This is a genomic window from Pseudoxanthomonas sp. 97-1-1, from assembly GCF_057773125.1.
Genome location: NZ_JBYMTJ010000005.1, coordinates 41904 through 62749, shown reverse-complemented (window position 1 = coordinate 62749; position 20846 = coordinate 41904). Strand labels below are relative to the sequence as shown.

At 67.2% G+C, this 20846-nt stretch carries 19 protein-coding genes and 1 riboswitch; of the genes, 6 read left to right on the top strand and 13 right to left on the bottom strand.

Features of this window, described 5'->3' with window-relative positions; all coding sequences use genetic code 11:
- Position 1: 1 nt before the first annotated feature.
- The 5 genes from AC3DET_RS18120 to AC3DET_RS18100 all read right to left on the bottom strand — a co-directional run bounded on the left by AC3DET_RS18120 (position 2) and on the right by AC3DET_RS18100 (position 5960).
- Positions 2-1216 carry an ABC transporter permease gene (locus tag AC3DET_RS18120; RefSeq protein WP_488392533.1) on the bottom strand — a complete coding sequence of 405 codons (1215 nt, stop codon included), beginning with the start codon at positions 1214-1216 and terminating at the stop codon, positions 2-4.
- 52 nt (positions 1217-1268) lie between these two features.
- Entirely contained in the window at positions 1269-2492 is a 1224-nt protein-coding gene (locus tag AC3DET_RS18115) for an ABC transporter permease (protein WP_488392532.1), read from the bottom strand.
- A 23-nt stretch (positions 2493-2515) separates the two neighbouring features.
- Positions 2516-3826, bottom strand: coding sequence for an ABC transporter permease (locus tag AC3DET_RS18110; RefSeq protein WP_488392531.1), 1311 nt, complete (start codon positions 3824-3826; stop codon positions 2516-2518).
- Positions 3827-3901: 75 nt separating this feature from the next.
- Positions 3902-4624, bottom strand: a complete 723-nt coding sequence (locus AC3DET_RS18105) for an ABC transporter ATP-binding protein (protein WP_192202941.1) — start codon at positions 4622-4624, stop codon at positions 3902-3904.
- Positions 4625-4691: 67 nt separating this feature from the next.
- Entirely contained in the window at positions 4692-5960 is a 1269-nt protein-coding gene (locus AC3DET_RS18100; RefSeq protein ID WP_488392615.1) for an efflux RND transporter periplasmic adaptor subunit, read from the bottom strand.
- Positions 5961-6154: 194 nt separating this feature from the next.
- Here AC3DET_RS18100 and glmS point away from each other — a divergent pair, with 194 nt between their 5' ends.
- Complete coding sequence (gene glmS / locus AC3DET_RS18095; protein WP_337732581.1) at positions 6155-7981, top strand: glutamine--fructose-6-phosphate transaminase (isomerizing); 1827 nt, start codon at positions 6155-6157, stop codon at positions 7979-7981.
- A gap of 157 nt (positions 7982-8138) precedes the next feature.
- Positions 8139-9224 (top strand): glycerophosphodiester phosphodiesterase, encoded by a 1086-nt coding sequence (locus AC3DET_RS18090; RefSeq protein ID WP_488392530.1) that lies wholly within the window; start codon positions 8139-8141, stop codon positions 9222-9224.
- A 6-nt stretch (positions 9225-9230) separates the two neighbouring features.
- Here the strand turns inward: AC3DET_RS18090 and fabB are convergent, their stop codons facing one another.
- Positions 9231-10439: a beta-ketoacyl-ACP synthase I gene (gene fabB, locus AC3DET_RS18085; RefSeq protein WP_337732579.1), complete on the bottom strand. Its 1209-nt coding sequence runs from the start codon at positions 10437-10439 to the stop codon at positions 9231-9233.
- The gene (fabA, locus tag AC3DET_RS18080) at positions 10439-10954 is read right to left on the bottom strand and encodes a 3-hydroxyacyl-[acyl-carrier-protein] dehydratase FabA (RefSeq protein ID WP_192202945.1); all 516 of its coding nucleotides are present in this window, start codon (positions 10952-10954) and stop codon (positions 10439-10441) included. The genes fabB and fabA overlap by 1 nt, the downstream gene beginning before the upstream one ends.
- 215 nt (positions 10955-11169) lie before the next feature.
- Between fabA and dinB the strand changes: the two genes are divergently transcribed.
- Positions 11170-12243, top strand: a complete 1074-nt coding sequence (gene dinB / locus AC3DET_RS18075; RefSeq protein ID WP_488392529.1) for a DNA polymerase IV — start codon at positions 11170-11172, stop codon at positions 12241-12243.
- Between the two features lie 206 nt (positions 12244-12449).
- Here dinB and btuB read toward each other — a convergent pair whose 3' ends face one another.
- The 3 genes from btuB to AC3DET_RS18060 form a co-directional block, all read right to left on the bottom strand.
- Entirely contained in the window at positions 12450-14336 is a 1887-nt protein-coding gene (gene btuB, locus AC3DET_RS18070) for a TonB-dependent vitamin B12 receptor (RefSeq protein ID WP_337732577.1), read from the bottom strand.
- A 125-nt stretch (positions 14337-14461) separates the two neighbouring features.
- Positions 14462-14678: riboswitch (cobalamin riboswitch) on the bottom strand.
- Between the two features lie 120 nt (positions 14679-14798).
- Positions 14799-15170, bottom strand: a complete 372-nt coding sequence (locus AC3DET_RS18065; RefSeq protein ID WP_192202948.1) for a TfoX/Sxy family protein — start codon at positions 15168-15170, stop codon at positions 14799-14801.
- Positions 15167-15652, bottom strand: a complete 486-nt coding sequence (locus tag AC3DET_RS18060; protein ID WP_192202949.1) for a GAF domain-containing protein — start codon at positions 15650-15652, stop codon at positions 15167-15169. The genes AC3DET_RS18065 and AC3DET_RS18060 overlap by 4 nt, the downstream gene beginning before the upstream one ends.
- Before the next feature lie 79 nt (positions 15653-15731).
- On the opposite strand from AC3DET_RS18060, the gene AC3DET_RS18055 reads away from it, so the two are divergent.
- Entirely contained in the window at positions 15732-16466 is a 735-nt protein-coding gene (locus AC3DET_RS18055; RefSeq protein WP_488392528.1) for a TMEM175 family protein, read from the top strand.
- 4 nt (positions 16467-16470) lie between these two features.
- Entirely contained in the window at positions 16471-17139 is a 669-nt protein-coding gene (gene bioD / locus AC3DET_RS18050; RefSeq protein ID WP_488392527.1) for a dethiobiotin synthase, read from the top strand.
- Between the two features lie 178 nt (positions 17140-17317).
- Here the strand turns inward: bioD and phaP are convergent, their stop codons facing one another.
- The 3 genes from phaP to AC3DET_RS18035 form a co-directional block, all read right to left on the bottom strand.
- Positions 17318-17710: a phasin family protein gene (gene phaP, locus AC3DET_RS18045; RefSeq protein WP_192202952.1), complete on the bottom strand. Its 393-nt coding sequence runs from the start codon at positions 17708-17710 to the stop codon at positions 17318-17320.
- A 155-nt stretch (positions 17711-17865) separates the two neighbouring features.
- Positions 17866-18222, bottom strand: coding sequence for a 6-carboxytetrahydropterin synthase QueD (gene queD, locus AC3DET_RS18040; RefSeq protein WP_488392526.1), 357 nt, complete (start codon positions 18220-18222; stop codon positions 17866-17868).
- Between the two features lie 63 nt (positions 18223-18285).
- Entirely contained in the window at positions 18286-19653 is a 1368-nt protein-coding gene (locus tag AC3DET_RS18035) for a DEAD/DEAH box helicase (protein WP_488392525.1), read from the bottom strand.
- A 397-nt stretch (positions 19654-20050) separates the two neighbouring features.
- Here AC3DET_RS18035 and AC3DET_RS18030 point away from each other — a divergent pair, with 397 nt between their 5' ends.
- Positions 20051-20818, top strand: a complete 768-nt coding sequence (locus AC3DET_RS18030; protein WP_337732572.1) for a Crp/Fnr family transcriptional regulator — start codon at positions 20051-20053, stop codon at positions 20816-20818.
- Positions 20819-20846 lie beyond the last annotated feature (28 nt).

Below are 20846 nucleotides of genomic sequence, written 5' to 3'. Positions count from 1 at the left end.
GCTATAGCCTAACCGAAGGACTGCGGCTGACGAGGTGCGCCGGAATGCGGCGCACGAGACGGGCAGGCCACCCGGCAGCAAGTTGCACCGCAAGGGCAGTCCAGGCAATCGCCGCTGCATGCGTCCACGGTGACGCGGCCGTTGCGCGCCATCCGGGCACGAGCAGCGGGAACAACCATGCCATGCACGCCAGCGCAGCCAGGGAGGCACCCGCCGCCAGCAGGAGATACTCCAGCCTCAATCGCAGGGCGAGCTGGGCGCCGCTGGCCCCCATCGCCCGTCGAAGGCTGAACTCCTGCGCGTGCTCCTGGATCCAGCGATGGCCGCCCAGCACCAGCATGCCCAGTGTGAGCAGCCACCAGGTCGCGCAGGCGAGCGCCGACCGCCATGCGTCCGCTGCGGGCGCGCGCAAGGTCTGCTCGCGCAGCGTCGCCAGGCTGACGGGCATGGCGGACACGGCGGTCGGGTACGCCGCCAACAACGCGGTACGGATGCGCGCCGTCATCGCCGCGGGATCGGGCCGGTGGCGGACCACGAACTGGGCCGCCGCCGTGTCCTGCAAGCGCACCGGCAACACCATGGCCGCACCGTCGGTGCCATGCGCCGTGGCCGGCAACGGGATCCTGTCCACCACGCCGACGATGTGAAGCGGCACGCCGGGCATCACGTGCAACGTGCGGCCCAGTGGATCGGCATCGCCATACAGATGCTTCGCCAGCGCCACGGAGACGATGGCGGACGTCGGACCGGCGTGCAGCCGGCCCTGGTCGCCCGGATAGTCGTGGAACTCATCGGCGAGAAAGCGGCGTCCGCTTGCTGTGGAGAGGCCGAGGGTATCGAAGAAGCCTTCATGGACGAGATAGAGGGAGGTCAGGTGGCGGGGGCTCCGGTCCGATCCGGTCCAGGCATGCACGCTCCATGCATTGCGTCCGTACGGCGCCTGGTTGCTTGCCGCCACCGAGACGACCCCGGGAATGGCGCGCAGCGTCTGCAGCACATGCTCGACACCCGGATCGTCTGCGGCAGGCGACTTGATCCAGGGCACCAGCATCAACGTGTTCTCGTCGATGCCACTGGGTTCGAAGCGTCGGGCCTGGAGCGCGGCGAACGTCTGCCAGGCATGGACGCACAGCACGACGCCGATGGCGAGTTGCAACGCGAGCAGCCATGTGCCTGCGTGGTGACGTCCTAGCAGCAGGAATCCCGGATGTGGCATGAGCATTCCGGCGCCGCACACACCCGGAAGTGTGTGCGGCGACCCGTGCGCGTCAGGCAGTACGCGTCGCCACCGCCGGCGGCACCGACGCGGCCTTGCGCGCCGGCCCGTACACGGCGACCTGGCCCAGCAGCCACAGCAGCACGGCGCCGACCGGCAGATACAGCAGCGGCAGGCGTGGCAGTTCGTACTTGCCCATCAGCAGCTGGTTGATGCCGTACGCCAGGATCATGCCGATCACGATGCCGATGGTCGCCAGCAGGAAGTTCTCGGTCTGGAAGTAGCGCAGGATCTGTCCTTTCGTTGCGCCCAGCGCGCGGCGGATGCCGATCTGCTTGGTGCGTTGCTGCACCCAGAAGCTGGCCAGGCCGACGATGCCCAATGCAGTGACGATCAGCAGCGAGACGATCACGGTGATGAGCAGCCATGCCATCGCGCGATCGCCGCGGTAGTAGTCGCTCATGATGTCGGTGAACGTGCCCTCGCGCAGGACCAGCCGCCGCGCGCTGTTCTTCTCCAGCGTGGCGATCGCGGCCTTCTGCACTTCGGCACGACGCTCCGGCATGGTGCGGATCACGAAGGTCCCCATGGTCAGGTCCTTCGCCGGCAGGATCATCGCGAAGCCCGCTTCCGCGATGCCACCGTTGTCGTTCGTGCGGATCAGCCGATCGACCACGCCGACCACGCGGTGCGGCACGTTGTCGGTGTTCCAGGCGTAGATGTTCTTCCCGATCGCGCTTTCGCCGGGGAAGAGCTTGTTCGCCAGCTCGCGGCTCAGGATCACGGCGGGCATTGCGTACTTCGCATTCTGCTTGTTGATCTCGGTCCAGTTGACGTACTCGTCGGCATTGAAGTCGCGTCCCTCGGCCAGCTTCAGGCCGAGCGTTTCGACCACCGCATCACCGAGATAGACGTTCGCCTGTGCGCTGGGGCGTTCCTGTTCCGGTTCGAGCTGGATGGAGGTGTTCCACGATGAATTGTCGAACGGCACGTGGTTGATGCTGCCGGCCGCCTTGACGCCTGCGAGCGCGCGCAGGCTGGCGACGTCCTGCTTCACCAGCGCGTCGGCGTCGGGATTTTCGCCTAGGTTGCCCATGCTGATCCGCACGATCTCCTCGTTGGCCATGCCGGTGGGGCGGTCGATGCGCTCCAGTCGCTGGGTGATGAGGAACACGGCGTTGCAGATGATGGCGCACGACAGCGCCACTTCCAGCACGATCAGTGCGGCGGCCGTCTTGTGGCGGGACAGGGTGGAAAGGATGGGGCGGATGTCCATGACGTGCCTCTTGGATGGATGGGTCACTGGCTCTTGAGCTGGATGGCGGGCGTCACCTGCATGGCGCGCCACGCGGGCAACATGCCGGCGAGAAGGCTGGCGACGATCGCCAGCGCGAAGGTGGCCAGCAGCATCTTCAGGTCCATGTGCGCGAGGTCGGCGTAGCCGGCCGGCTGCTGGCGAACGGCCAGCAAGCCCAGCCAGGCGAGCACGAGGCCCAGCACGCCACCGACCAGCCCGACCGTACCCGCTTCCACCAGGCACTGCGCGAAGATGGCCTTGCGCGTTGCACCCAACGCGCGCCGCACGCCGATCTGCGAGGCGCGGCCCAGGAACTTCGCCAACAGCAGGCCGACGGTGTTGAGCAGGCAGACGGCCAGGAAGCCGAACGCCAGCCACACCTGCAGGCGAACGTCGGCGGGAACGGCGCCCTGCTTGTCCAGCCACTGCATCACGTTGTGCAGGTCCACGTTGGCGGCTCGTTCGAAACGGCCGGCAGCACGCTGCTGGTCGGAGTAGTTCTTCAGGTACTGCTTGTATGCCTCGACCTTCGCTGGCGTGCCCAGCTCGACCCAGTACTGCAGCCACGCGCACGGCGCATTCGGGCCTTGCGAGCCTTCCTCCTCGGCGCTGGAATCTCCCCAGCAGTTCATGTTGCCCTGCGTGCCCATCTTCAAGGCGCGCGAGGTCCAGAACGGCACGAACAGCTGCTCCACTTCGGTGAAGCGGTCCTGGGTCATGTCGTAGAACTTCGGCGCGGGACGCCATTCATCCAGCACGCCGATCACGCGGAACGTCGCGCCGGAGGCCTTGATCTCGCGGCCCACGCTGTTGGCGCCGCCGAACAGTTTCTCGTTCAGCGCCTTGGAGATGACGGCCACGCGCGCGCGCGATTCGTCATCGGCCGCCGACCAGCCATTGCCGTAGCGGAACGGCACCTCGAACATCGGGAAGAAATCGGCCGTGGTGTAGCGCGAGTCGATGCGGAATGGTTCGATCCTGCCGTCTTCCGTCTCGATCGAAGAAGCGCCGCCGGTCATGAAGGCCTGCCGATCACCCTTCTTGTCGCGCAGCAGGCGCTCGGCGTCGTAGCGGGTGAACTGGTCTTCCGGCTCGTTGCCGGGCGTGAAGCCGTTCGCCGAACGCGGATCGATGCGCGGGTAGAACAGCTTGTCGCTCTTCTGCGGGATCGGGTCGCCGGACAGTACATAGAACACCGTCAGCGTGGTCATGCTGGCGCCGATGCCGAGCGCGATGGCCAGCACCATCAGGGAGGTCAGCGCCTTGTTGCGCTTGAAACTGCGCAGCGCCAGTGAGAAGTAATAGCCGAACATGCTTGGCTCCGTAGGGTGGGCCTTGGCCCACCATGTGGTCGTCTGGATTCTGTCTGAGGTGGGCCGGGGCCCGCCCTACGCGGATGCGTTGGCTTCGGCGGCGTGCGCCGCACGGATCAATGCAGGCTCCACCGACAGGTCGGTGGCCATCCCGTCCACGATGTGCACGTTGCGCTGCGCGCGCGCGGCCAGTTCGGGGTCGTGGGTGACCATGATGATGGTCGTGCCCTGACGGTTGATCTCCTCCAGCAGCTCCATCACGCCGCGGGCCATCTGCGAGTCGAGGTTGCCGGTGGGTTCGTCCGCCAGCAGCAGGCGCGGGCTGCCAGCCAATGCGCGCGCGATCGCGGTGCGCTGCTGCTGACCGCCCGAGAGTTCGGCGGGGAAATGCTTCATGCGCGAGCCCAGGCCGACCCGGCCCAACGCATCTTCGATGCGCTGCTTGCGCTCGGCCGCCGGCATGCCGCGATAGCGCAGCGGGACATCGACGTTGTCGAACAGGTTGAGGTCGGGGATCAGGTTGAAGCCCTGGAAGATGAATCCGATCTTGTGGTTGCGCAGCCGCGAGCGCGCGTCATCGCCCAGGCCGCTGACATCCTGGCCATCCAGCAGGAACTGGCCGCCGGTGAAGGTTTCCAGCAGGCCGGCGATGTTGAGGAAAGTGGTCTTGCCCGAGCCCGATGGGCCGGTGACCGCGACGAACTCGCCCTCGCGGACATGCAGGTCGAGGGAACGCAGCGCATGCGTTTCCACCTGTTCGGTGCGGTAGACCTTGGCGACTTGGCGCATCTCAAGCATGGCGGGTTCCTTCTTCTTCGGGTTCGGGAGTGGAGTGGGAGACGTAGGGGAGGGTTGGGGCTGATGATCAGTTGACCGAGACACGCTCGGCGTCGCCGAACTGGTCGCTGCCGGAAACGACGACCTTGTCGCCGGGCTGCAGACCGCTGAGTACTTCCACGTTGCTCAGGCTGCTGACGCCCAGTTGCACCGGGCGACGCACCGCCGAACTTCCATCCATGACGTAGGCGTAGCGACCGCCGCCCTGTTCGAGGAACGGGCCACGCTCGACCATCAGCACGTTGCGGCGCGTGTCCATCAGGATGCGTGCGGACAGGCGCTGGTTCTGGCGCAGGCCGGGCGGCTGCTTGTCGGAGAAGCGCAGGCGGGTGACGACTTCGCCGTTCACCACTTCGGGCGACACCGCGGAAATTTCACCCGGATACGGTTGGCCGGCGCTGGTCAGCGTGGCGGGCATGCCGATGGCGAGGTCGCGCGCGAAGCTCTCCGGCACCTTGATCTCGACTTCGAACACCGACAGGTCCACCACGCTCAGCACGGGCGCGTTGATGGCGACGTTGGAGCGCTGCACTGCCTGGATCTGGCCGACCTGGCCGTCGAATGGCGCACGCAAGGTCAGTGCATCGACCTGGCGCTGCACTTCGGTGACCACGGCACGCTGGCGTTCGGCCAGCAGTTGCTTGTTGCGCGCATCCAGCCCGGCGCCCTGGCCCTGCAGCCCCGCATCCTTGCGTGCATGGGACAGTGCGATCTCGGCCTTGCGCAGGTTGTCCTCCGCTTCCAGCACGTCGACCTGCGGCACCGCACCGCCTTCGAAGCCGCGCTGATAGCGCTGCAGGGTGCGCTCGGCGGCCTGGCGCTCGATGCCAGCCTGGTCCAGTGCCTTCTGCGCATTGGCACGGGTGACGCTCGCATCCAGGGTCGCACGGCTGGCCTCGGCCTGCATGCCCGCCAGCGTGGTCTGTTCCTGCGCCAGTTTGCTGCGCAGCTCAGGGCTGTCGATCTCGGCCAGCGGCTGGCCCTTGACGACCTTGTCGCCGGCCACGACCTTCAGCGTGACCACGCCCCCGGCCACCGCGTACAGGGTGGGGCTGTTGGCGGCGATGACGCGACCGTCAGCGGCGATGTCGCGGACCAGATCGCCGCGGGTCACCTCGGCGATGCGCAGACGGGCGCCGTCGATCGAGGTCGTGCCCGCCAGCCAGCCGCGCGCCGCGAACACGATACCGGCCAGCAGCAGTGCGCCACCGGCGGCGGGCCATACCCAGCGGCGCCAGGCCGGGCGGGTCTGCGAGGAACTGAGCACTCGGTCTTGCGCGGAGGTGTCCCGAATCATCGGCTGCATGCGTTCTTTGGAATGACCTGCCGTACTCAGCAGGATGCGTGCCAAACGCAAGTAATTGATTTACTAGGGGCTTGTCCGGGGCGGAGGACTGTCCGGGTGTCCGCGGACACCCGCCGGACAGGGGTTGTCCAGTGCCGGACACGTAGAATGTCCGTTCGTTTGACTCAGATGGAAGACACAGGCCTATGTGCGGAATTGTGGGTGCGATCGCCGATCGCGACGTGGTGCCGGTATTGATCGAGGGACTGAAGCGGCTCGAATACCGCGGCTACGATTCCGCCGGCATCGCCGTGGTCGATCAGCAGGATGTGCGCCGCGTGCGCCGCACCGGTCGCGTGGCCGAGATGGAAGGCGCAGCCGCCGCCGAGGGCTTCAATGCGACGCTCGGCATCGGCCATACGCGCTGGGCCACGCACGGCGGCGTGACCGAGGCGAACGCGCACCCGCACATCAGCCACGGCGTGGCGCTGGTGCACAACGGCATCATCGAGAACCATGAGGAGCAGCGCGAGAAACTGCGCGCGCTCGGCTACGTGTTCGAGTCGCAGACCGACACCGAAGTCATCGCCCACCTGATGCACCACCACCTGAAGGGGGGCGACGACCTGCTCACCGCGCTGCAGCACACGGTGAAGGAGCTCACCGGCGCGTACGCACTGGCCGTGGTAAGTCGCAAGGAACCCGACCGCATGGTCTGCGCGCGCATGGGCTGCCCGTTGCTGATCGGCCTGGGCGAGGGGGAGAACTTCATCGCCTCCGACGTGTCGGCGATCATCCAGGCCACGCGGCGCGTGATTTTCCTGGAAGAAGGCGATACCGCCGAAGTGACGCGCGAAGGCGTCAAGGTGTTCGACGGCCAGAATGAACCCGTGCAGCGCGACGTGCATGTGTCGGACGTGTCGCTGGCGTCGCTGGAGCTGGGCCCGTACCGCCACTTCATGCAGAAGGAAATCCACGAGCAGCCGCGCGCGATCGCCGACACCATCGAGGCGGTGGTCGACGGCGGTTTCTCGCCCGCGCTGTTCGGCGCCAACGCCGAGGCCGCGCTCAAGGACATCGAGGGCGTGCAGATCCTCGCCTGTGGTACCAGCTACTACGCCGGCATGACCGCGCGCTACTGGCTGGAAGCCATCGCCGGCGTGCCGTGCAACGTCGAGATCGCCAGCGAGTACCGCTATCGCGCCGCATATGCGAACCCGAAGCACCTGATCGTCACGATTTCGCAGTCCGGCGAAACCCTGGACACGATGGAGGCGCTGAAGTACGCCAAGTCGCTGGGCCACGAGCACACGCTGTCGATCTGCAACGTTCCCGAAAGCGCCATCCCGCGTGCCAGCGAACTGGTGTGCTACACGCGCGCCGGTGCCGAGATCGGCGTGGCCTCGACGAAGGCCTTCACCACCCAGTTGGCTGCGCTCTTCCAGCTCACCGTGGTGCTGGGAAAACTGCGCGGCAAGGTCACGCCGGAACAGGAAGCCGACTACCTCGAACAACTGCGCCACCTCCCCGGCAGCGTGCAGCACGCGCTGAACCTGGAGCCGCAGATCGCCGCCTGGGCCGAGCGTTTCGCGCCGAAGTCCGACGCGCTGTTCCTCGGTCGCGGCCTGCACTATCCGATCGCGCTGGAAGGCGCGCTCAAGCTGAAGGAAATCTCCTACATCCACGCTGAGGCCTACCCGGCCGGCGAACTGAAGCACGGCCCGCTCGCGCTGGTGGATGCCGACATGCCGGTGGTGGTGATTGCGCCGAACGACATGCTGCTGGAGAAGGTGAAGTCCAACATGCAGGAAGTGCGCGCGCGCGGCGGCGAGCTGTTCGTGTTCACCGACCAGGACAGCCACTTCAGCGAGTCGGAAGGCGTGCACGTCATCCGCACCCCGCGCCACGTCGGTGTGCTCAGCCCCATCGTGCACACCATCCCCGTGCAGCTGCTGGCCTACCACACCGCACTGGCCCGCGGCACCGACGTGGACAAGCCGCGCAATCTGGCGAAGTCGGTGACGGTGGAGTGACCGCTGTCGCCTTCCTGTAACAGGCGGCGCGCAGAATGCGACCTGCAACGAGGTCCTCTCTCCTCCCGCGTTGCACCGGAGCCCGGCGAAAGCCGGGCTTTGTGCTGTCCGGGTCCCGTGCCGCGCGTGGCATGCTTGCATGCATGAAGGATTGTCCATGCCGTTCCGTCGTCTGCTTCCCGTCCTGTTGGCACTGATGCCGGCCGCGTCCGTGCAGTCCGGCGACATGCCGTCCGACGTGGTCGTTGTCGCACACCGCGGCGCCAGCGCGCATCTGCCTGAGCACACGCTGGAGGCGTATGCGCGTGCAATCGAGGACGGCGCGGACTACATCGAGCCCGACCTGGTGTCCACGCGCGATGGCGTGCTGGTCGCGCGGCACGAGAACGAGATCGGCGGGACCACCGATGTCGCGCAGCGGCCCGAGTTCGCCGTCCGCAAGCGACAACAGGTAATCGATGGCGAGACGTTCGATGGCTGGTTCACCGAAGACTTCACCCTCGCCGAACTGAAGACGTTGCGCGCGCGTGAGCGGTTGCCCGAGCTGCGCGGTACATCACACGATGGCCGATACGACATCGCGACGCTGGATGAGGTCATCGCGCTGGCGGCGGAACACGCCGCACGCAGTGGGCGCAGCATCGGCCTGATACCCGAGATCAAGCATCCCAGCCACTTCCAGCGCATCGGGCTGCCGATGGAAGCGCGGCTGCTGGAGACGCTGGCGGCGCACGCGTACACGCGCAAGGCCCCGGTGGTGATCCAATCGTTCGAGCAGGCGAACCTGCGTGCGTTGCACACGCGCCTTGGGCCGTCGCACGGGAACATCCGCCTGCTGCAGTTGCTGGGTCCGGCTGACTCGCAACCGGGCGATGCGCTGGCGGCGGGCAGGCCGACACGCTACGCGGACCTGATGACACCCGCCGGGTTGCAGGACATCGCCGGCTATGCCGACATCATCGGGCCGTGGACGCGCCTGCTGATGCCGGTTTCCGAGGACGGCGCGCTGGGAACGCCGACCGCGCTGATGGCGGATGCCAGCAACGAAGGCCTGCATGTGTGGCCATACACCTTCCGGCCGGAGAACCATTTCCTGCCGAAGGCACTGCGCGAAGGCGACGATCCGCGCATGCGCAGCGAGGCAGGATCCCTTGTCGAGATCCGCGCCTATCTCGCGCTGGGGATCGGCGGCTTCTTCACCGACGATCCGGCGCTGGGGCGGCGCGCGGTGGACGGGCGCTGAGCCGGGTCAGACCCGGCCGAACACCAGGCTGGCGTTCGTGCCGCCGAAACCGAAGCTGTTGGACATCACCGTGGTCAGGGTCGCGTCGCGGCTCGCCTGCACGATGGGGAAATCCTTGGCGCCTTCGTCCAGCGTCTCGATGTTGGCCGAGCCCGCGATGAAGCCATCGCGCATCATCAGCAGGCAGTAGATCGCTTCATGCACGCTGGCCGCGCCCAGCGAGTGGCCGGACAGCGCCTTGGTCGACGAGATCGGCGGCAGCGTATCGCCCAGCGCGGTGCGGATCGCCTCGAGTTCGATCACGTCGCCCAGCGGCGTGGAGGTGCCGTGCGTGTTGAGGTAGTCCAGCGGCGCGGTGACGCCTTCCAGCGCCATCTGCATGCAGCGCACCGCGCCTTCGCCGGACGGCGCGACCATGTCGGCGCCGTCGGAGGTCACGCCGTAACCCAGCAGTTCGGCGTGGATGCGTGCGCCGCGCTTCACCGCGTGGTCGTAATCCTCCAGCACCAGCATGCCGCCACCACCGGCGATGACGAAACCGTCGCGGTCCGCATCGTAGGGACGCGAGGCATGCGCGGGGTCATCGTTGCGCTTGCTCGACAGCGCGCCCATCGCATCGAACATCATCGTCAGCGCCCAGTGCAGCTCTTCGCCGCCGCCGGCGAACACGATGTCCTGGCGGCCGGCGCGGATCAGGTCCGCTGCCGCGCCGATGCAGTGTGCCGAGGTCGCACAGGCGGCGGAGATCGAATAGCTCACGCCCTTGATCTTGAACGCCGTGGCGAGGGTCGCCGACACGGTGGAGCACATCGTGCGCGGCACCATGTACGGGCCCACCTTGCGGATGCCGCGCGCGCGCAGCAGGTCGGCGGCCTCGATCTGCCATTCCGCCGAGCCGCCGCCGGAGCCGGCGATCAGGCCGGTGCGCGGCTGACTGACCAGCGCGTCGTCCAGGCCGGCATCGGCGATGGCATCACGCAGCGCGATATGCGCGAACGCCGCGGCATCGCCCATGAAGCGCTTCTGCTTGCGGTCGATCTGCGCGTCAAGGTCGATCTCGGGCGCACCGCCCACCTGGCTGCGGAAGCCGAGTTCGGCGTATTGCGGGATATGGCGGATGCCCGAACGGCCTGCGCGCAGCGCGGCCGACACGGTATCCGCGTCGTTGCCGAGGCAGGACGTGATGCCCAGGCCGGTGATGACGACACGGCGCATCAGAAGCTCTCCGTCGAGGTGAACAGGCCCACGCGGAGATCGCGCGCGGTGTATATCTCGCGGCCGTCGACCAGCATGCGGCCATCGGCCACCGCAAGCACCAGCTTGCGGTTGATCACGCGGCTGATGTCGATCTCGTAGCTGACGCGCTTGGCGGTCGGCAAAACCTGGCCGGTGAACTTCACTTCGCCCGATCCCAATGCACGACCGCGACCGGGCGCGCCGATCCAGGTCAGGAAGAAACCGGTGAGCTGCCACATCGCATCCAGCCCCAGGCAACCGGGCATTACCGGGTCGCCGAGGAAGTGGCACTTGAAGAACCACAGGTCGGGGTGGATATCCAGTTCCGCGCGGATGAGGCCCTTGCCGTGCGCACCACCGTCCTCGCGGATCTCGGTGATGCGGTCGAACATCAGCATCGGGTCATTGGGCAGGCGGCCGCTGTCGGGGCCGAACAGTTCGCCGCGCGCGCTGGCCAGCAGCTGTTCGCGCGAGAAGGAAGCAGGGGCGGTCATTGCATGGTCCGTTCTACGAAGGCGCAAATAATGCACACATGTGCATACGCTTGTCTTGATGCAAATCAACCGGGTTTTTTCCATACGCCGGCGTACCATCGGCGAGGCGTAATTGCGGCAAGGGTTTCGCACTCTCTGTCCGCATGTCCAAACGCAACCGTATCGTTCCCGCCTGCGTCCATGCGATCGCGTACGGCGGCCGATATCATCGCGTGATGCGCAAGATCATCCACATCGACATGGACGCCTTCTACGCGTCGGTCGAACAGCGCGACGATCCATCGCTGCGCGGACGGCCCGTGGTGGTCGCGTGGCGCGGCGAGCGCTCGGTGGTGTGCGCGGCATCGTACGAAGCCCGCGTCTTCGGCGTGCGCTCGGCGATGCCGGCGGTGCGCGCGGAGCGGCTGTGCCCGCAGGCGGTGTTCGTGCCGCCGGACTTCGCGCGCTACAAGGCGGTGTCGCGACAGGTGCGCGAGATCTTCCTGCGCCACACCGACCTGGTCGAACCGTTGTCGCTGGACGAAGCCTATCTCGACGTCACCATGCCAAAGTCCGACCTGCCGACCGCCACCGCGGTGGCCGAAACGATCCGTGCGCAGATCCGCGAGGAGACGCAGCTGACGGCATCGGCCGGCGTGGCGCCGAACAAGTTCCTCGCCAAGATCGCGTCCGACTGGCGCAAGCCCGATGGGCAGTTCGTGCTGCGGCCGCACCAGGTGGAGGCGTTCCTGACGCCTTTGCCGGTGGAGCGCATTCCGGGCGTGGGCAAGGTGATGCAGGGCAAGTTGAACGCGGCCGGCATCCATACCGTCGGCGATCTGCGCACCTTCGAGCAGCGCGATCTGGAACAGCGCTTCGGCAGCTTCGGCGGAAGTCTCTATCGGCGCGCACGCGGCATCGACGAGCGACCCGTGGAGCCTGACCAGCCGGTGCAGTCGATCTCGGCCGAAGACACGTTCGCCACCGACCTGTTGCTGCCCGAACTGGAACCGCACATCGTCCGTATCGCGGAAAAGGCCTGGGCCGCCAGCCGGAAGACGGAGCGCGTGGGCCGCACGGTGGTACTGAAGCTCAAGACCTCGCAGTTCCGCATCCTGACCCGAAGTTTCACGCCGGAGTCGCCTGCATCCTCCGCGCAGGAGTTCATCGATATCGCGCTGGCATTGCGCGAGCGCGTGGACCTGCCTGCTGCGACTCGGTACCGCTTGGTCGGCGTAGGCCTTTCCGGGTTCCGCGATCGCGAGGAGTTGGGAGTACAGGCGAGCCTGTTCGATGTGATGGACGTGTAGCGCAGGGTCATGCAGCGTGCCAGTCGAAGGCGGGGTCTTCGTTGCGCTCGAAGCATCGCAGGTGCGAGGCCATCGCGTTCTGCAGACGCGTGCGCGGTCCGGCGTCGGGCTGGTACAGCGTGGTCCGCAGTCTTGTGGCCGCGGGGACGAAGCGGCAAAGCCGGCAACGGAGCAGTCCATTGCCGGCCTTCCCTCGGGCGTACGACTCAGTCGCGCGCGCTGTAGCGCAGGCTCAGGCCGTACTCACGACCGGGCTGGTTGTACCAGGCGATCGTTTCGTACTGGCGGTCGAACACGTTGCTGGCGCGTGCCTGTAGCGACCACTCGTCCGTGATTGCGTACTCCAGGCGCAGGTCCAGCGTGCCGTAGCCGGCCAGTCGAACGCTGTTGGCAGCGTTGTCGTAGCGGTGGCTGGCGCCATTGGCGGTCAGGCCGACGCGGAAGCCGCCGAAGGCACGGTCCACATCCACGCGTGCCGTGTTGCGTGCGCGGCGCGCCAGCAGGTTGTCGTAGTTCAGGCCGGCGGTGTGGTTGCGCGGATCGACATGGCTCACCTGGGCGGCGATGTCGAAGCCGGCCAGCGTCATTGTGCCGGTCAGTTCGGCACCGCGGATGCGCGCTTCTTCGGTATTCGCCGGCAGCCAGTTGCTGTCAAGCGCAATGAGGTCGTCGATACGCGTCTCGTAGACGTTGAACGACCAGTTCCAGTTGTCGGCGTACTGCGCCAGGCCGATGTCCAGGGTCTTCGAACGTTCGGGCTCGAGGAACTCGTTGCCGGAGAACGGGTAGTACAGGTCGTTGAACGTGGGCGCCTTGAAACCGGTGCCGGCGGTGACGCTGAGCTTGAAGCCGCTGCCGAATCCGAGACCCCAGCCGAGGCTCCCGGTCACATGGTTGCCGAACTGGTCGTTGTCGTCGTTGCGCACGCTGGCTTGCACCTGCTGCGCGCCGAAGCGTCCCTGATACTCGACGAAGACGCCGGTGTTGTCGCGGCTTTCGATCGGCGTCAGGGCGCTGTCGGCAAAGGTCACCGTGCTGGTGACCTCGTCGCGCTGCCAGTCTGCGCCGGCGGTCAGCAGGTGCCGGTCAGCGAAGACGAAGTCGCCCTGCAGCGAGGCGGTGTCGCGCCGAGTGTCGAACGTGCTGACGAAGGTGCGTGTGCCGGCGGCGGCATCGGCGAAATGGTTGTCCGACTTGTCGGAGGCGCGGCCGACTTGCGCGGTGAGCGTGGTGGCGGCGGAAGGCTTCCACGTCAGCTTGCTGCCGAGCACTTGCTGCACGTTATCGGCCTCGTTGCCACCGAAGATGCTGCCATCGAACTCGTTGAAGGCATCGGCGTTCAATGCGTGGCCTTCCAGCGTCAGCGCATCGGTCAGCCTGTAGCCGCCGCGCACGTTGAGCGAGACGTTGCGGTAGCCGTCATCGTCTGGCTCGTCGGTGAAGCAGCCCTGGAAGACCGGAAAGCCGGCGCCACGACAGGCGTTGGTGCCGTCGGTTTCCTGGTACGCGGCATTGGCGCCGATCCAGCCACGTTCCCCGCCATAAGCGAAGCCGCCGCTGGCTTCGCGCAGATTGTTGCTGCCACCGCCGACACGCAGTTCGCGCGACAGGCCCTTGCCGCCGCGACGGGTGAAGATCTGGATCACGCCGCCGATCGCCTCCGAGCCGTACAGGCTGGAGCGTGGGCCACGCACGATCTCGATGCGCTCGATCTGATCCACCGGCAAGTCCTGGAACGACGCCAGTCCCGCGGTTGCCGAGCCGATGCGGATGCCGTCCACCAGTACCAGCACGTGGTCGGATTCGGTGCCGCGGATGTTGATCGTGCTCAGCTTGCCCAGGCCGCCCTGGTTGGTGAAGCCGATGCCGGCACGGCCCTTGAGCAGATCGATCAGCGAGCGCGACTGGCTGCGTTCGATGTCCGCGCGCGCGATGACCTGCACCGGCGCCAGGCTGTCGCGCACGGCCACATCGGTGCGGGTGCCGGTGACGACGACTTCGTCCAAGTCAGTGGCGTCCTGCGCCTGCGCCGCGAACGGCAGCGCCAATGCGACCGCGAGGGCCAGGTGGGAAAGGGGAAAACGGCTGTACATCGGATTCAACTCCATCGCGCGCCCCGCGCGCATTCTTCGGCGTGGAGTTGCGACGGGGAAGGGAGCGTTGCGGACAGCGCAGCAGACAGGCAGCGGCGCGGCACGCCGCGACGCCCTCCGCATCGCAACCAGTGGACTCCCAGGCCGGTCTCCGGGCTTGCGAACGAGTGCAGGGCACTCCACCTTGGCGCCTTCCCATGCAATGCACAGTGGCCGATGCCGCGGCTGTTGTTCGCCTACCGTTGCGGGGGCAGCGCCGGAATGCCGCGTATCGCGGGTCACCGGCTTCCCGTTTCAACCCGGGCGTGGAAGCCGCGGGTCACCTGAAAGCGCGCGCAGTATACGGGAAGCCCATGCGTTCCTGCCCGCACAGGTGCAGGAGGGGCTTCAGTCCCGATGCTCTTCTGGCAGCCCCCGACGCAGTGGCTGAAGAGCATCGGGGCTGAAGCCCTCCTGGAGGAATCAGTCGTCGCCGCCTGGCGAGTCGAACAGGTTGAGCGAAGGGCCCGTGTCTTCTTCGCGCTCGGTGTGCGTCGTGGTCACCGGGCCTGCTGCGGGTCGGCCGCGCGGCGGCGGCAGCAGGGCCGCCGCCGCGTCGTAGGCCACCAGCAATGCGCTGCGGCGATCCTCGGGCAGCTGCTGCCAGTGGCAGTCCAGCAGGGCGCCTTCCAGCGCATAGAGCAGGTTGAGGCTGGGCCGGAACCCCGCGCGCTTGACCCGTATGAAGGCTTCCACCGCGCCGACGCCCTCCAGGTCCTCCTGCGTGCGCAGGCCGACCTGGCGCAGCCAGGCGGCGGACTTGGGGCCGATGTTGCGCAGCTTGGTGCCTGTCATGTCAGCGAATCCACGAAGATGGCGGCGATGCGTTCCATGCCCGCCTGGTCGTCGGCATCGAAGCGCGCCAGGCGTGGGCTGTCCAGGTCGAGCACGCCGACCAGTTCGTCCCCTTTCACCAGCGGTACCACCAACTCCGAGCGTGAAGCGGAATCGCAGGCGATGTGGCCTGGGAAGGCCTCCACATCGTCCACGCGCTGGGTCTGGCGGGTGCGTGCGGCGGCTCCGCAGACCCCCTTGTCCAACGGGATCCGCACGCAGGCTGGTAAGCCTTGGAACGGGCCAACGACCAATTCCCGGCCATCGAAGAAGTAGAAGCCGGCCCAGTTGAAGTCCGGCAGGGCGTGGTAGAGCAGTGCGGCCAGGTTGGCGGCATTGGCGATCCGGTCCGGTTCGCCGGCCAGCAGGGCACGGGCCTGCGCGGCCAGCTGTGCGTATTGTTCCGGCTTGCTGCCGGTGAGCGTCTGGGAGGCGAATGACATGGCGTCGATTCTACTCCCGCGTCCTGCGGGACGGCCCGATATGATGCGTCCCATCCGCATGGGCTGACGGGGGCGACAGGTGGGCGCGAATGCACGCGATGAAGAAGAAGCGGGTTGGCGTGGCCATGGCGTGACGCGGCTGGAGGCATTCGTCGATGCGGCGTTCGCGTTCGCGGTCACTTTGCTGGTCATCTCGGTGGAGCGCATTCCTGACAGCATCGGCGGCGTACTGCAGGCGCTGAAGAACATACCGGCGTTCGCCGCCAGCTTCGCGATGGTGGCGATGTTCTGGTACGCGCATGTGCGCTGGAGCCGGCGCTATCGGCTGGGCACCGTCCCCGCCACGCTGCTCAGCCTGTTGCTGGTGTTCCTGGTGCTGGTCTACGTGTATCCGCTGCGGCTGCTGCTGGGTACGTTCTTCGGGTGGATCACGGGCGGGTGGCTGCCGATGCCGCTGTCCGACGCCAACGGTCCGCGTCCGCTGGCCTTCATGTTCCTTTTCTACGGGCTCGCGTTCGCGTCGATGTCCGCCTGCGTAGGCGGTCTGTATGCGCTCGCATGGCGCGCGCGTGGCCGGCTGCGGCTGGATGGCGATGCCGCCGCCAACGCAGCTGGGGAGGTCGCATCGCATGCCTATTTCGTTCTCGTCAGCCTGGTGTCGGTGCTGATCGCGCTGCTGCTGACCGAGCACTCGCGGTCGTGGCAGGTCGCATTGCCGGGCAGCGTGTATTTCCTGCTTTCGTTCACCGGCCTGGTGCATGTGCGTGGCCAGCGCTGGGGCGCGCGCCGCTGGCCGGAGCGCGCAGATGGATAGGCCGATGGACCGGCTGTTCGTCACCGGTACCGACACCGGCGTCGGCAAGACCGTTGCCAGTGCCGCCTTGTTGCATGCATTCCGCGCGCGCGGGTTGCGCGCGGTCGGCATGAAGCCGGTTGCCAGCGGCTGTACCCTCACGCCGGCCGGCTGGCGCAACGACGATGCACTGGCCCTGCAGGCGGCGAGCGATCCCGTGCCGCCGTACGAGGACCTCAATCCGTATGCGCTGCCCGCCCCGCTGGCGCCGGAGATCGCGGCCCGCGATGCAGGCGTGGACGTCCAACTGGGGGTGCTGGTTTCAGCGTTCGAGCGCCTGCATCCGCTGGCTGATCTGGTACTGGTGGAAGGCGTTGGCGGCTGGGCCGCGCCGCTGACGGCGACGCTCGATCAACGGCACCTCGTCGAGGAACTGCGCCTGCCGGTGGTGCTGGTGGTGGGGATGCGGCTCGGCTGCATCAACCATGCACGGCTCAGTGCGCGCGCCATCCAGGACGACGGGGCACGGTTGGTGGGCTGGATAGCGAACGAGGTCGATCCGGAGATGGAACGCCGGGACGAGAACTTCGCCCTGCTGTCCGCGCGCATGCCGGTGCCGTGCTGGGGGAGGTTGCCACATGCGCCGGACATCGACGCCAGGCAGCTCAGCCGGCATATCGCGATTTCCCTGTAGGAGGGCCTTCAGGCCCGACAGGCGTTGCCGGAAAAGCGTCGGGCCTGAAGGCCCTCCACGAGAAACCTGGGTGCGCGGGCAATAAAAAACCCGGCAGCGTGGGGGCTGCCGGGTCGGCTGCGCGGAGGGAGGGGGAGCCGCGCAATAAACGTTGGACGTGCAGGTCCTGGGGCGGGTCTTACTTGCCCTTGGCGGCCTTGGTCGCCTTGGCCACGGAGGCCTGGACGTTGTCGGTCGCGGTCTCGAACTGGGTCTTCACCAGCTGGCCGAAGGCCTCACCGGTCTTCAGGCCCAGGCCGAACACTTCCTGGCTGGCGGCGACGACGCGCTCGGCGTTGTCCTTGGCCACCTGCATGCCCTTCGGCCAGAGGGTCTTGTAGCCTTCGAGGTCGCGGGTTTCAGCCAGCTCGCCGAAGAAGGCGGTGGTGGCGTCGATGTTCTTTTCGAAGGTCTTCAGCTGCACGCCGAACACGGTCTCGGCGCTTTCCAGGGCCAGACGGTTGGCGCGCGAGGCAGCGGCGGCGAACTGGTGCGTGAACTGGCTGAAGCTTTCGTTGAATTGCGTGGTCATGGCGTGCTCCTGAAAGGGGATTCCCATCTGTTGCGACGCAGCATAGACATATCCATGTTGCAGTGCAATAAGTGGCGTATGGAAATCCGACGAACGGTCAGGAGCCGTTAAAAATCAAACGCTTGTATGTGGTGGCATGAAACCGGTTTCCTGCCTCAGGAGCCCGTATAGCGGCACCCGGACGTGCAGGTTTCATGCACCACGATGGCGCTCAGCAGCGGCAGCACCGGTTTGGTCTGGTCCCAGATCCACTTCGCGAGCTGCTCGCTGGTCGGGTTGTCCAGGCCGGGGATGTCGTTGAGATAGTGGTGGTCCAGCCGGTCGTAGATCGGCTGGAAGGCCGCCTTCACGTCGGCGAAGTCCATCACCCAGCCAGCGTGCGGATCGACCGGGCCGGAGAGATGCAGTTCGATGCGGAACGAATGTCCGTGCAGGCGCGCGCACTTGTGCCCGTCCGGCACGTGCGGCAGCCGGTGCGCGGCTTCCACGGTGAAGACCTTGAAGATATCCATGCGGCGATTCTAGAGGGCGTGGCAACCAGCGTGCAGCGCCGGTGAGGGCGCCGCACGATCGACTCAACGGGCAGGGCGTGCCTGGCTGGGGCGCGCACCGCCGGGGCGGCGGTCGCCTTCACGACGCGGGCCACTGCTGTGCTTCTTCGGGCCGGCGTGGGCGTGGCGCGGGGCCTCGCTGTGCGGGCGGCGCGCATGCTTCTGCGGGCCGTTGCGGCGCGGGGTGCGCTCGCCGGCGGGCTGTTCGGCCTTGCCCGGCGCACTGTTGCCCCAGCGGATCGGCGTCTGCGGCTCGAAGCCCGGCACGTCGCGCAGGTCCACGTCGCGGCCGAGCATGCGCACGATGGCGCGCAGGTACTTGGCTTCATCCTGCGCCACCAGCGAGATCGCCTCGCCCGTCGAGCCGTTGCGGCCGGTGCGGCCGATACGGTGCACGTAGTCCTCGGCCACCATCGGCAGGTCGAAGTTGATCACCTGCGGCAACTGGTCGATGTCGATGCCGCGCGCGGCGATGTCGGTGGCAACGAGCACGTTGATACGGCCGGCCTTGAAGTCGTTGAGCGCGCGCTGGCGTGCGCCCTGCGACTTGTTGCCGTGGATCGCCGCGGTCTTGATGCCGCTCTTGTCCAGGAACATCGCCAGCTTGTCGCTGCCATGCTTGGTGCGGGCGAACACCAGCGTCTGCAGGCGGCTGTCCTTGGCCAGCAGGTGCAGCAGCAGGTCGCGCTTGCGGCTGCCATCGACCGGGTGGACGCGGTGGGTGATGGTCTCGGCGACGGTGTTCTTGGGCGTGACCTGGATCTGCTTCGGATCACGCATGAACTCCATGGCCAGTTCGCGGATCGGCTCGGCGAAGGTGGCGGAGAACAGCATGGTCTGGCGGTTCTGCTTGGGCAGCTTGGCCAGGATGCGCTTGATCGAGGGCAGGAAGCCCATGTCGAGCATGCGGTCGGCCTCGTCCAGCACCAGCACCTCGATGCCGGACAGATCGATGCTGCGGCGCTCGATATGGTCGATCAACCGGCCCGGGCAGGCGATCACCATGTCCACGCCACGGCGCAGCGCGTCCAGCTGGTTGCCCATGCCCACGCCGCCATAGATGGTGGTGCTGGGAATGCGCAGGTACTTGCCGTAGCCACGCAGGCTGTCATGCACCTGCACGGCCAGTTCGCGGGTGGGGGTCAGCACCAGTGCGCGCGGCTTGCGCGGGCCACGGGTGGCGACTTCCTGCGGCGTGGTGGCCAGGTACTGGATCAGCGGCAGGCCGAACGCGGCGGTCTTGCCGGTGCCGGTCTGGGCGCCGGCCAGCAGGTCGTGCCCGGCCAGGGCCAGCGGGATGGCCTGTTCCTGGATGGCGGTGGGCTGGGTGTAGCCCTGTTCGTCCAGCGCACGCAGGAGGGCGGGCGCGAGGCCAAGGTTTTCAAACGTCATGGTGGAAGCTCCAAAGCCGGCCGGCCGGACACGCACGCAACGCCGGCACAGCGAAGTGCGGCAACGTGGGACGCGCGGAATGCGGTGAGGCCGTGACTCGAAGCGTTCCCTGAAACCGCGCTGCGAGAAGGGGTGCGGAGGCGCCAAAGCGGCGGATCCGGGCTTGCCCACGAAAGAAGTCGGGGCGGGGCGGGCGCGGGAGGTCGTGTGGACATCCCGGCGCCGGCGGACCATGGGGAAACGAACGGCCGCGGGCAAGCGGCGCGCACTGTAACCGAATCCGGGCCTGAATGGGGGAATGGGTGCTGAAACCCGGGTCTGCGACCAATTGTCGCAGCCCGGAAATCAGTGACTTGCGGGCGTATCATGGCCTGGGAAGACCACGTAGCCGACCGCCATGAGCCTTCGCATCCTCCGCCAGAACGACGCCCCGGTGACCCGTGCGCCAGCCGATGGCGTGGTCTGCCAGGCCAATTCGCGCGGTTGTGGCGGCTGCCTGGTCCGGCACCTGGCCATCTGCGCGGCCCTGCCGGTGGAGAAGGCCCATGCCATGGAGGCGCTGGCCGATGACGTCCGGCTGTCCGCGGGCGAGGCGCTGGTGCGCGAGGGCGAGCCGCGGCGGGGCGTGTTCACGGTGACCAAGGGCGCGTTGCGCCGCATCCGGCTATTGCCGGACGGGCGCCGGCTGGTGGCGGGGTTCCTGATGCCGGGCGACTTCATCGGCTTCAGCGGGACCTCGCACTACAAGCACACCATCGAGGCGATCACCGACAGCACGCTGTGCGAATTCTCGATGGCCGACATGCGCGGCCTGTGCCACGACCACCCCGAGCTGGAGCGCGAACTGCTGGAGCGCGCCTGCGTCGAACTCGATGCCACCCGTGGCAACCTGATGTCGCTGGCCCGCCTCAATCCGATGGAACGCCTGTCCGGCTTCCTGGTGGACATGGCGCAGCGTCGTCGGCGCCAGGGCCAGGACGACACCGAAGTAATCCTGCCGATGACGCGTACCGACATCGCCGACTACCTGGGCCTGACCGTCGAGACCGTCAGCCGCAGCTTCACCCGCCTGCGCCAGGAAGGCAGCATCGCCACCGACGACCCGCACCACGTGCGCCTGCTCAACCGCAAGCGCCTGGACGCCCTGGCCGAAGCGCGCGCCTGAGGCTTTTTTGCTCTCTGTAGGAGCGACG

Excerpts from the sequence above, each read along its gene's own strand:
- AC3DET_RS18035 (WP_488392525.1), bottom strand. The coding sequence starts at position 19,653 with ATGACGTTTGAAAACCTTGGCCTCGCGCCCGCCCTCCTGCGTGCGCTG.
- fabB (WP_337732579.1), bottom strand. The coding sequence starts at position 10,439 with ATGCGCCGTGTCGTCATCACCGGCCTGGGCATCACGTCCTGCCTCGGC.
- AC3DET_RS18100 (WP_488392615.1), bottom strand. The coding sequence starts at position 5,960 with ATGATTCGGGACACCTCCGCGCAAGACCGAGTGCTCAGTTCCTCGCAG.
- AC3DET_RS18090 (WP_488392530.1), top strand. The coding sequence starts at position 8,139 with ATGCCGTTCCGTCGTCTGCTTCCCGTCCTGTTGGCACTGATGCCGGCC.
- AC3DET_RS18115 (WP_488392532.1), bottom strand. The coding sequence starts at position 2,492 with ATGGACATCCGCCCCATCCTTTCCACCCTGTCCCGCCACAAGACGGCC.
- AC3DET_RS18030 (WP_337732572.1), top strand. The coding sequence starts at position 20,051 with ATGAGCCTTCGCATCCTCCGCCAGAACGACGCCCCGGTGACCCGTGCG.
- fabA (WP_192202945.1), bottom strand. The coding sequence starts at position 10,954 with ATGACCGCCCCTGCTTCCTTCTCGCGCGAACAGCTGCTGGCCAGCGCG.
- AC3DET_RS18105 (WP_192202941.1), bottom strand. The coding sequence starts at position 4,624 with ATGCTTGAGATGCGCCAAGTCGCCAAGGTCTACCGCACCGAACAGGTG.
- dinB (WP_488392529.1), top strand. The coding sequence starts at position 11,170 with ATGCGCAAGATCATCCACATCGACATGGACGCCTTCTACGCGTCGGTC.
- AC3DET_RS18060 (WP_192202949.1), bottom strand. The coding sequence starts at position 15,652 with ATGTCATTCGCCTCCCAGACGCTCACCGGCAGCAAGCCGGAACAATAC.
- phaP (WP_192202952.1), bottom strand. The coding sequence starts at position 17,710 with ATGACCACGCAATTCAACGAAAGCTTCAGCCAGTTCACGCACCAGTTC.
- queD (WP_488392526.1), bottom strand. The coding sequence starts at position 18,222 with ATGGATATCTTCAAGGTCTTCACCGTGGAAGCCGCGCACCGGCTGCCG.
- AC3DET_RS18065 (WP_192202948.1), bottom strand. The coding sequence starts at position 15,170 with ATGACAGGCACCAAGCTGCGCAACATCGGCCCCAAGTCCGCCGCCTGG.
- glmS (WP_337732581.1), top strand. The coding sequence starts at position 6,155 with ATGTGCGGAATTGTGGGTGCGATCGCCGATCGCGACGTGGTGCCGGTA.
- AC3DET_RS18110 (WP_488392531.1), bottom strand. The coding sequence starts at position 3,826 with ATGTTCGGCTATTACTTCTCACTGGCGCTGCGCAGTTTCAAGCGCAAC.
- btuB (WP_337732577.1), bottom strand. The coding sequence starts at position 14,336 with ATGTACAGCCGTTTTCCCCTTTCCCACCTGGCCCTCGCGGTCGCATTG.
- bioD (WP_488392527.1), top strand. The coding sequence starts at position 16,471 with ATGGACCGGCTGTTCGTCACCGGTACCGACACCGGCGTCGGCAAGACC.
- AC3DET_RS18120 (WP_488392533.1), bottom strand. The coding sequence starts at position 1,216 with ATGCCACATCCGGGATTCCTGCTGCTAGGACGTCACCACGCAGGCACA.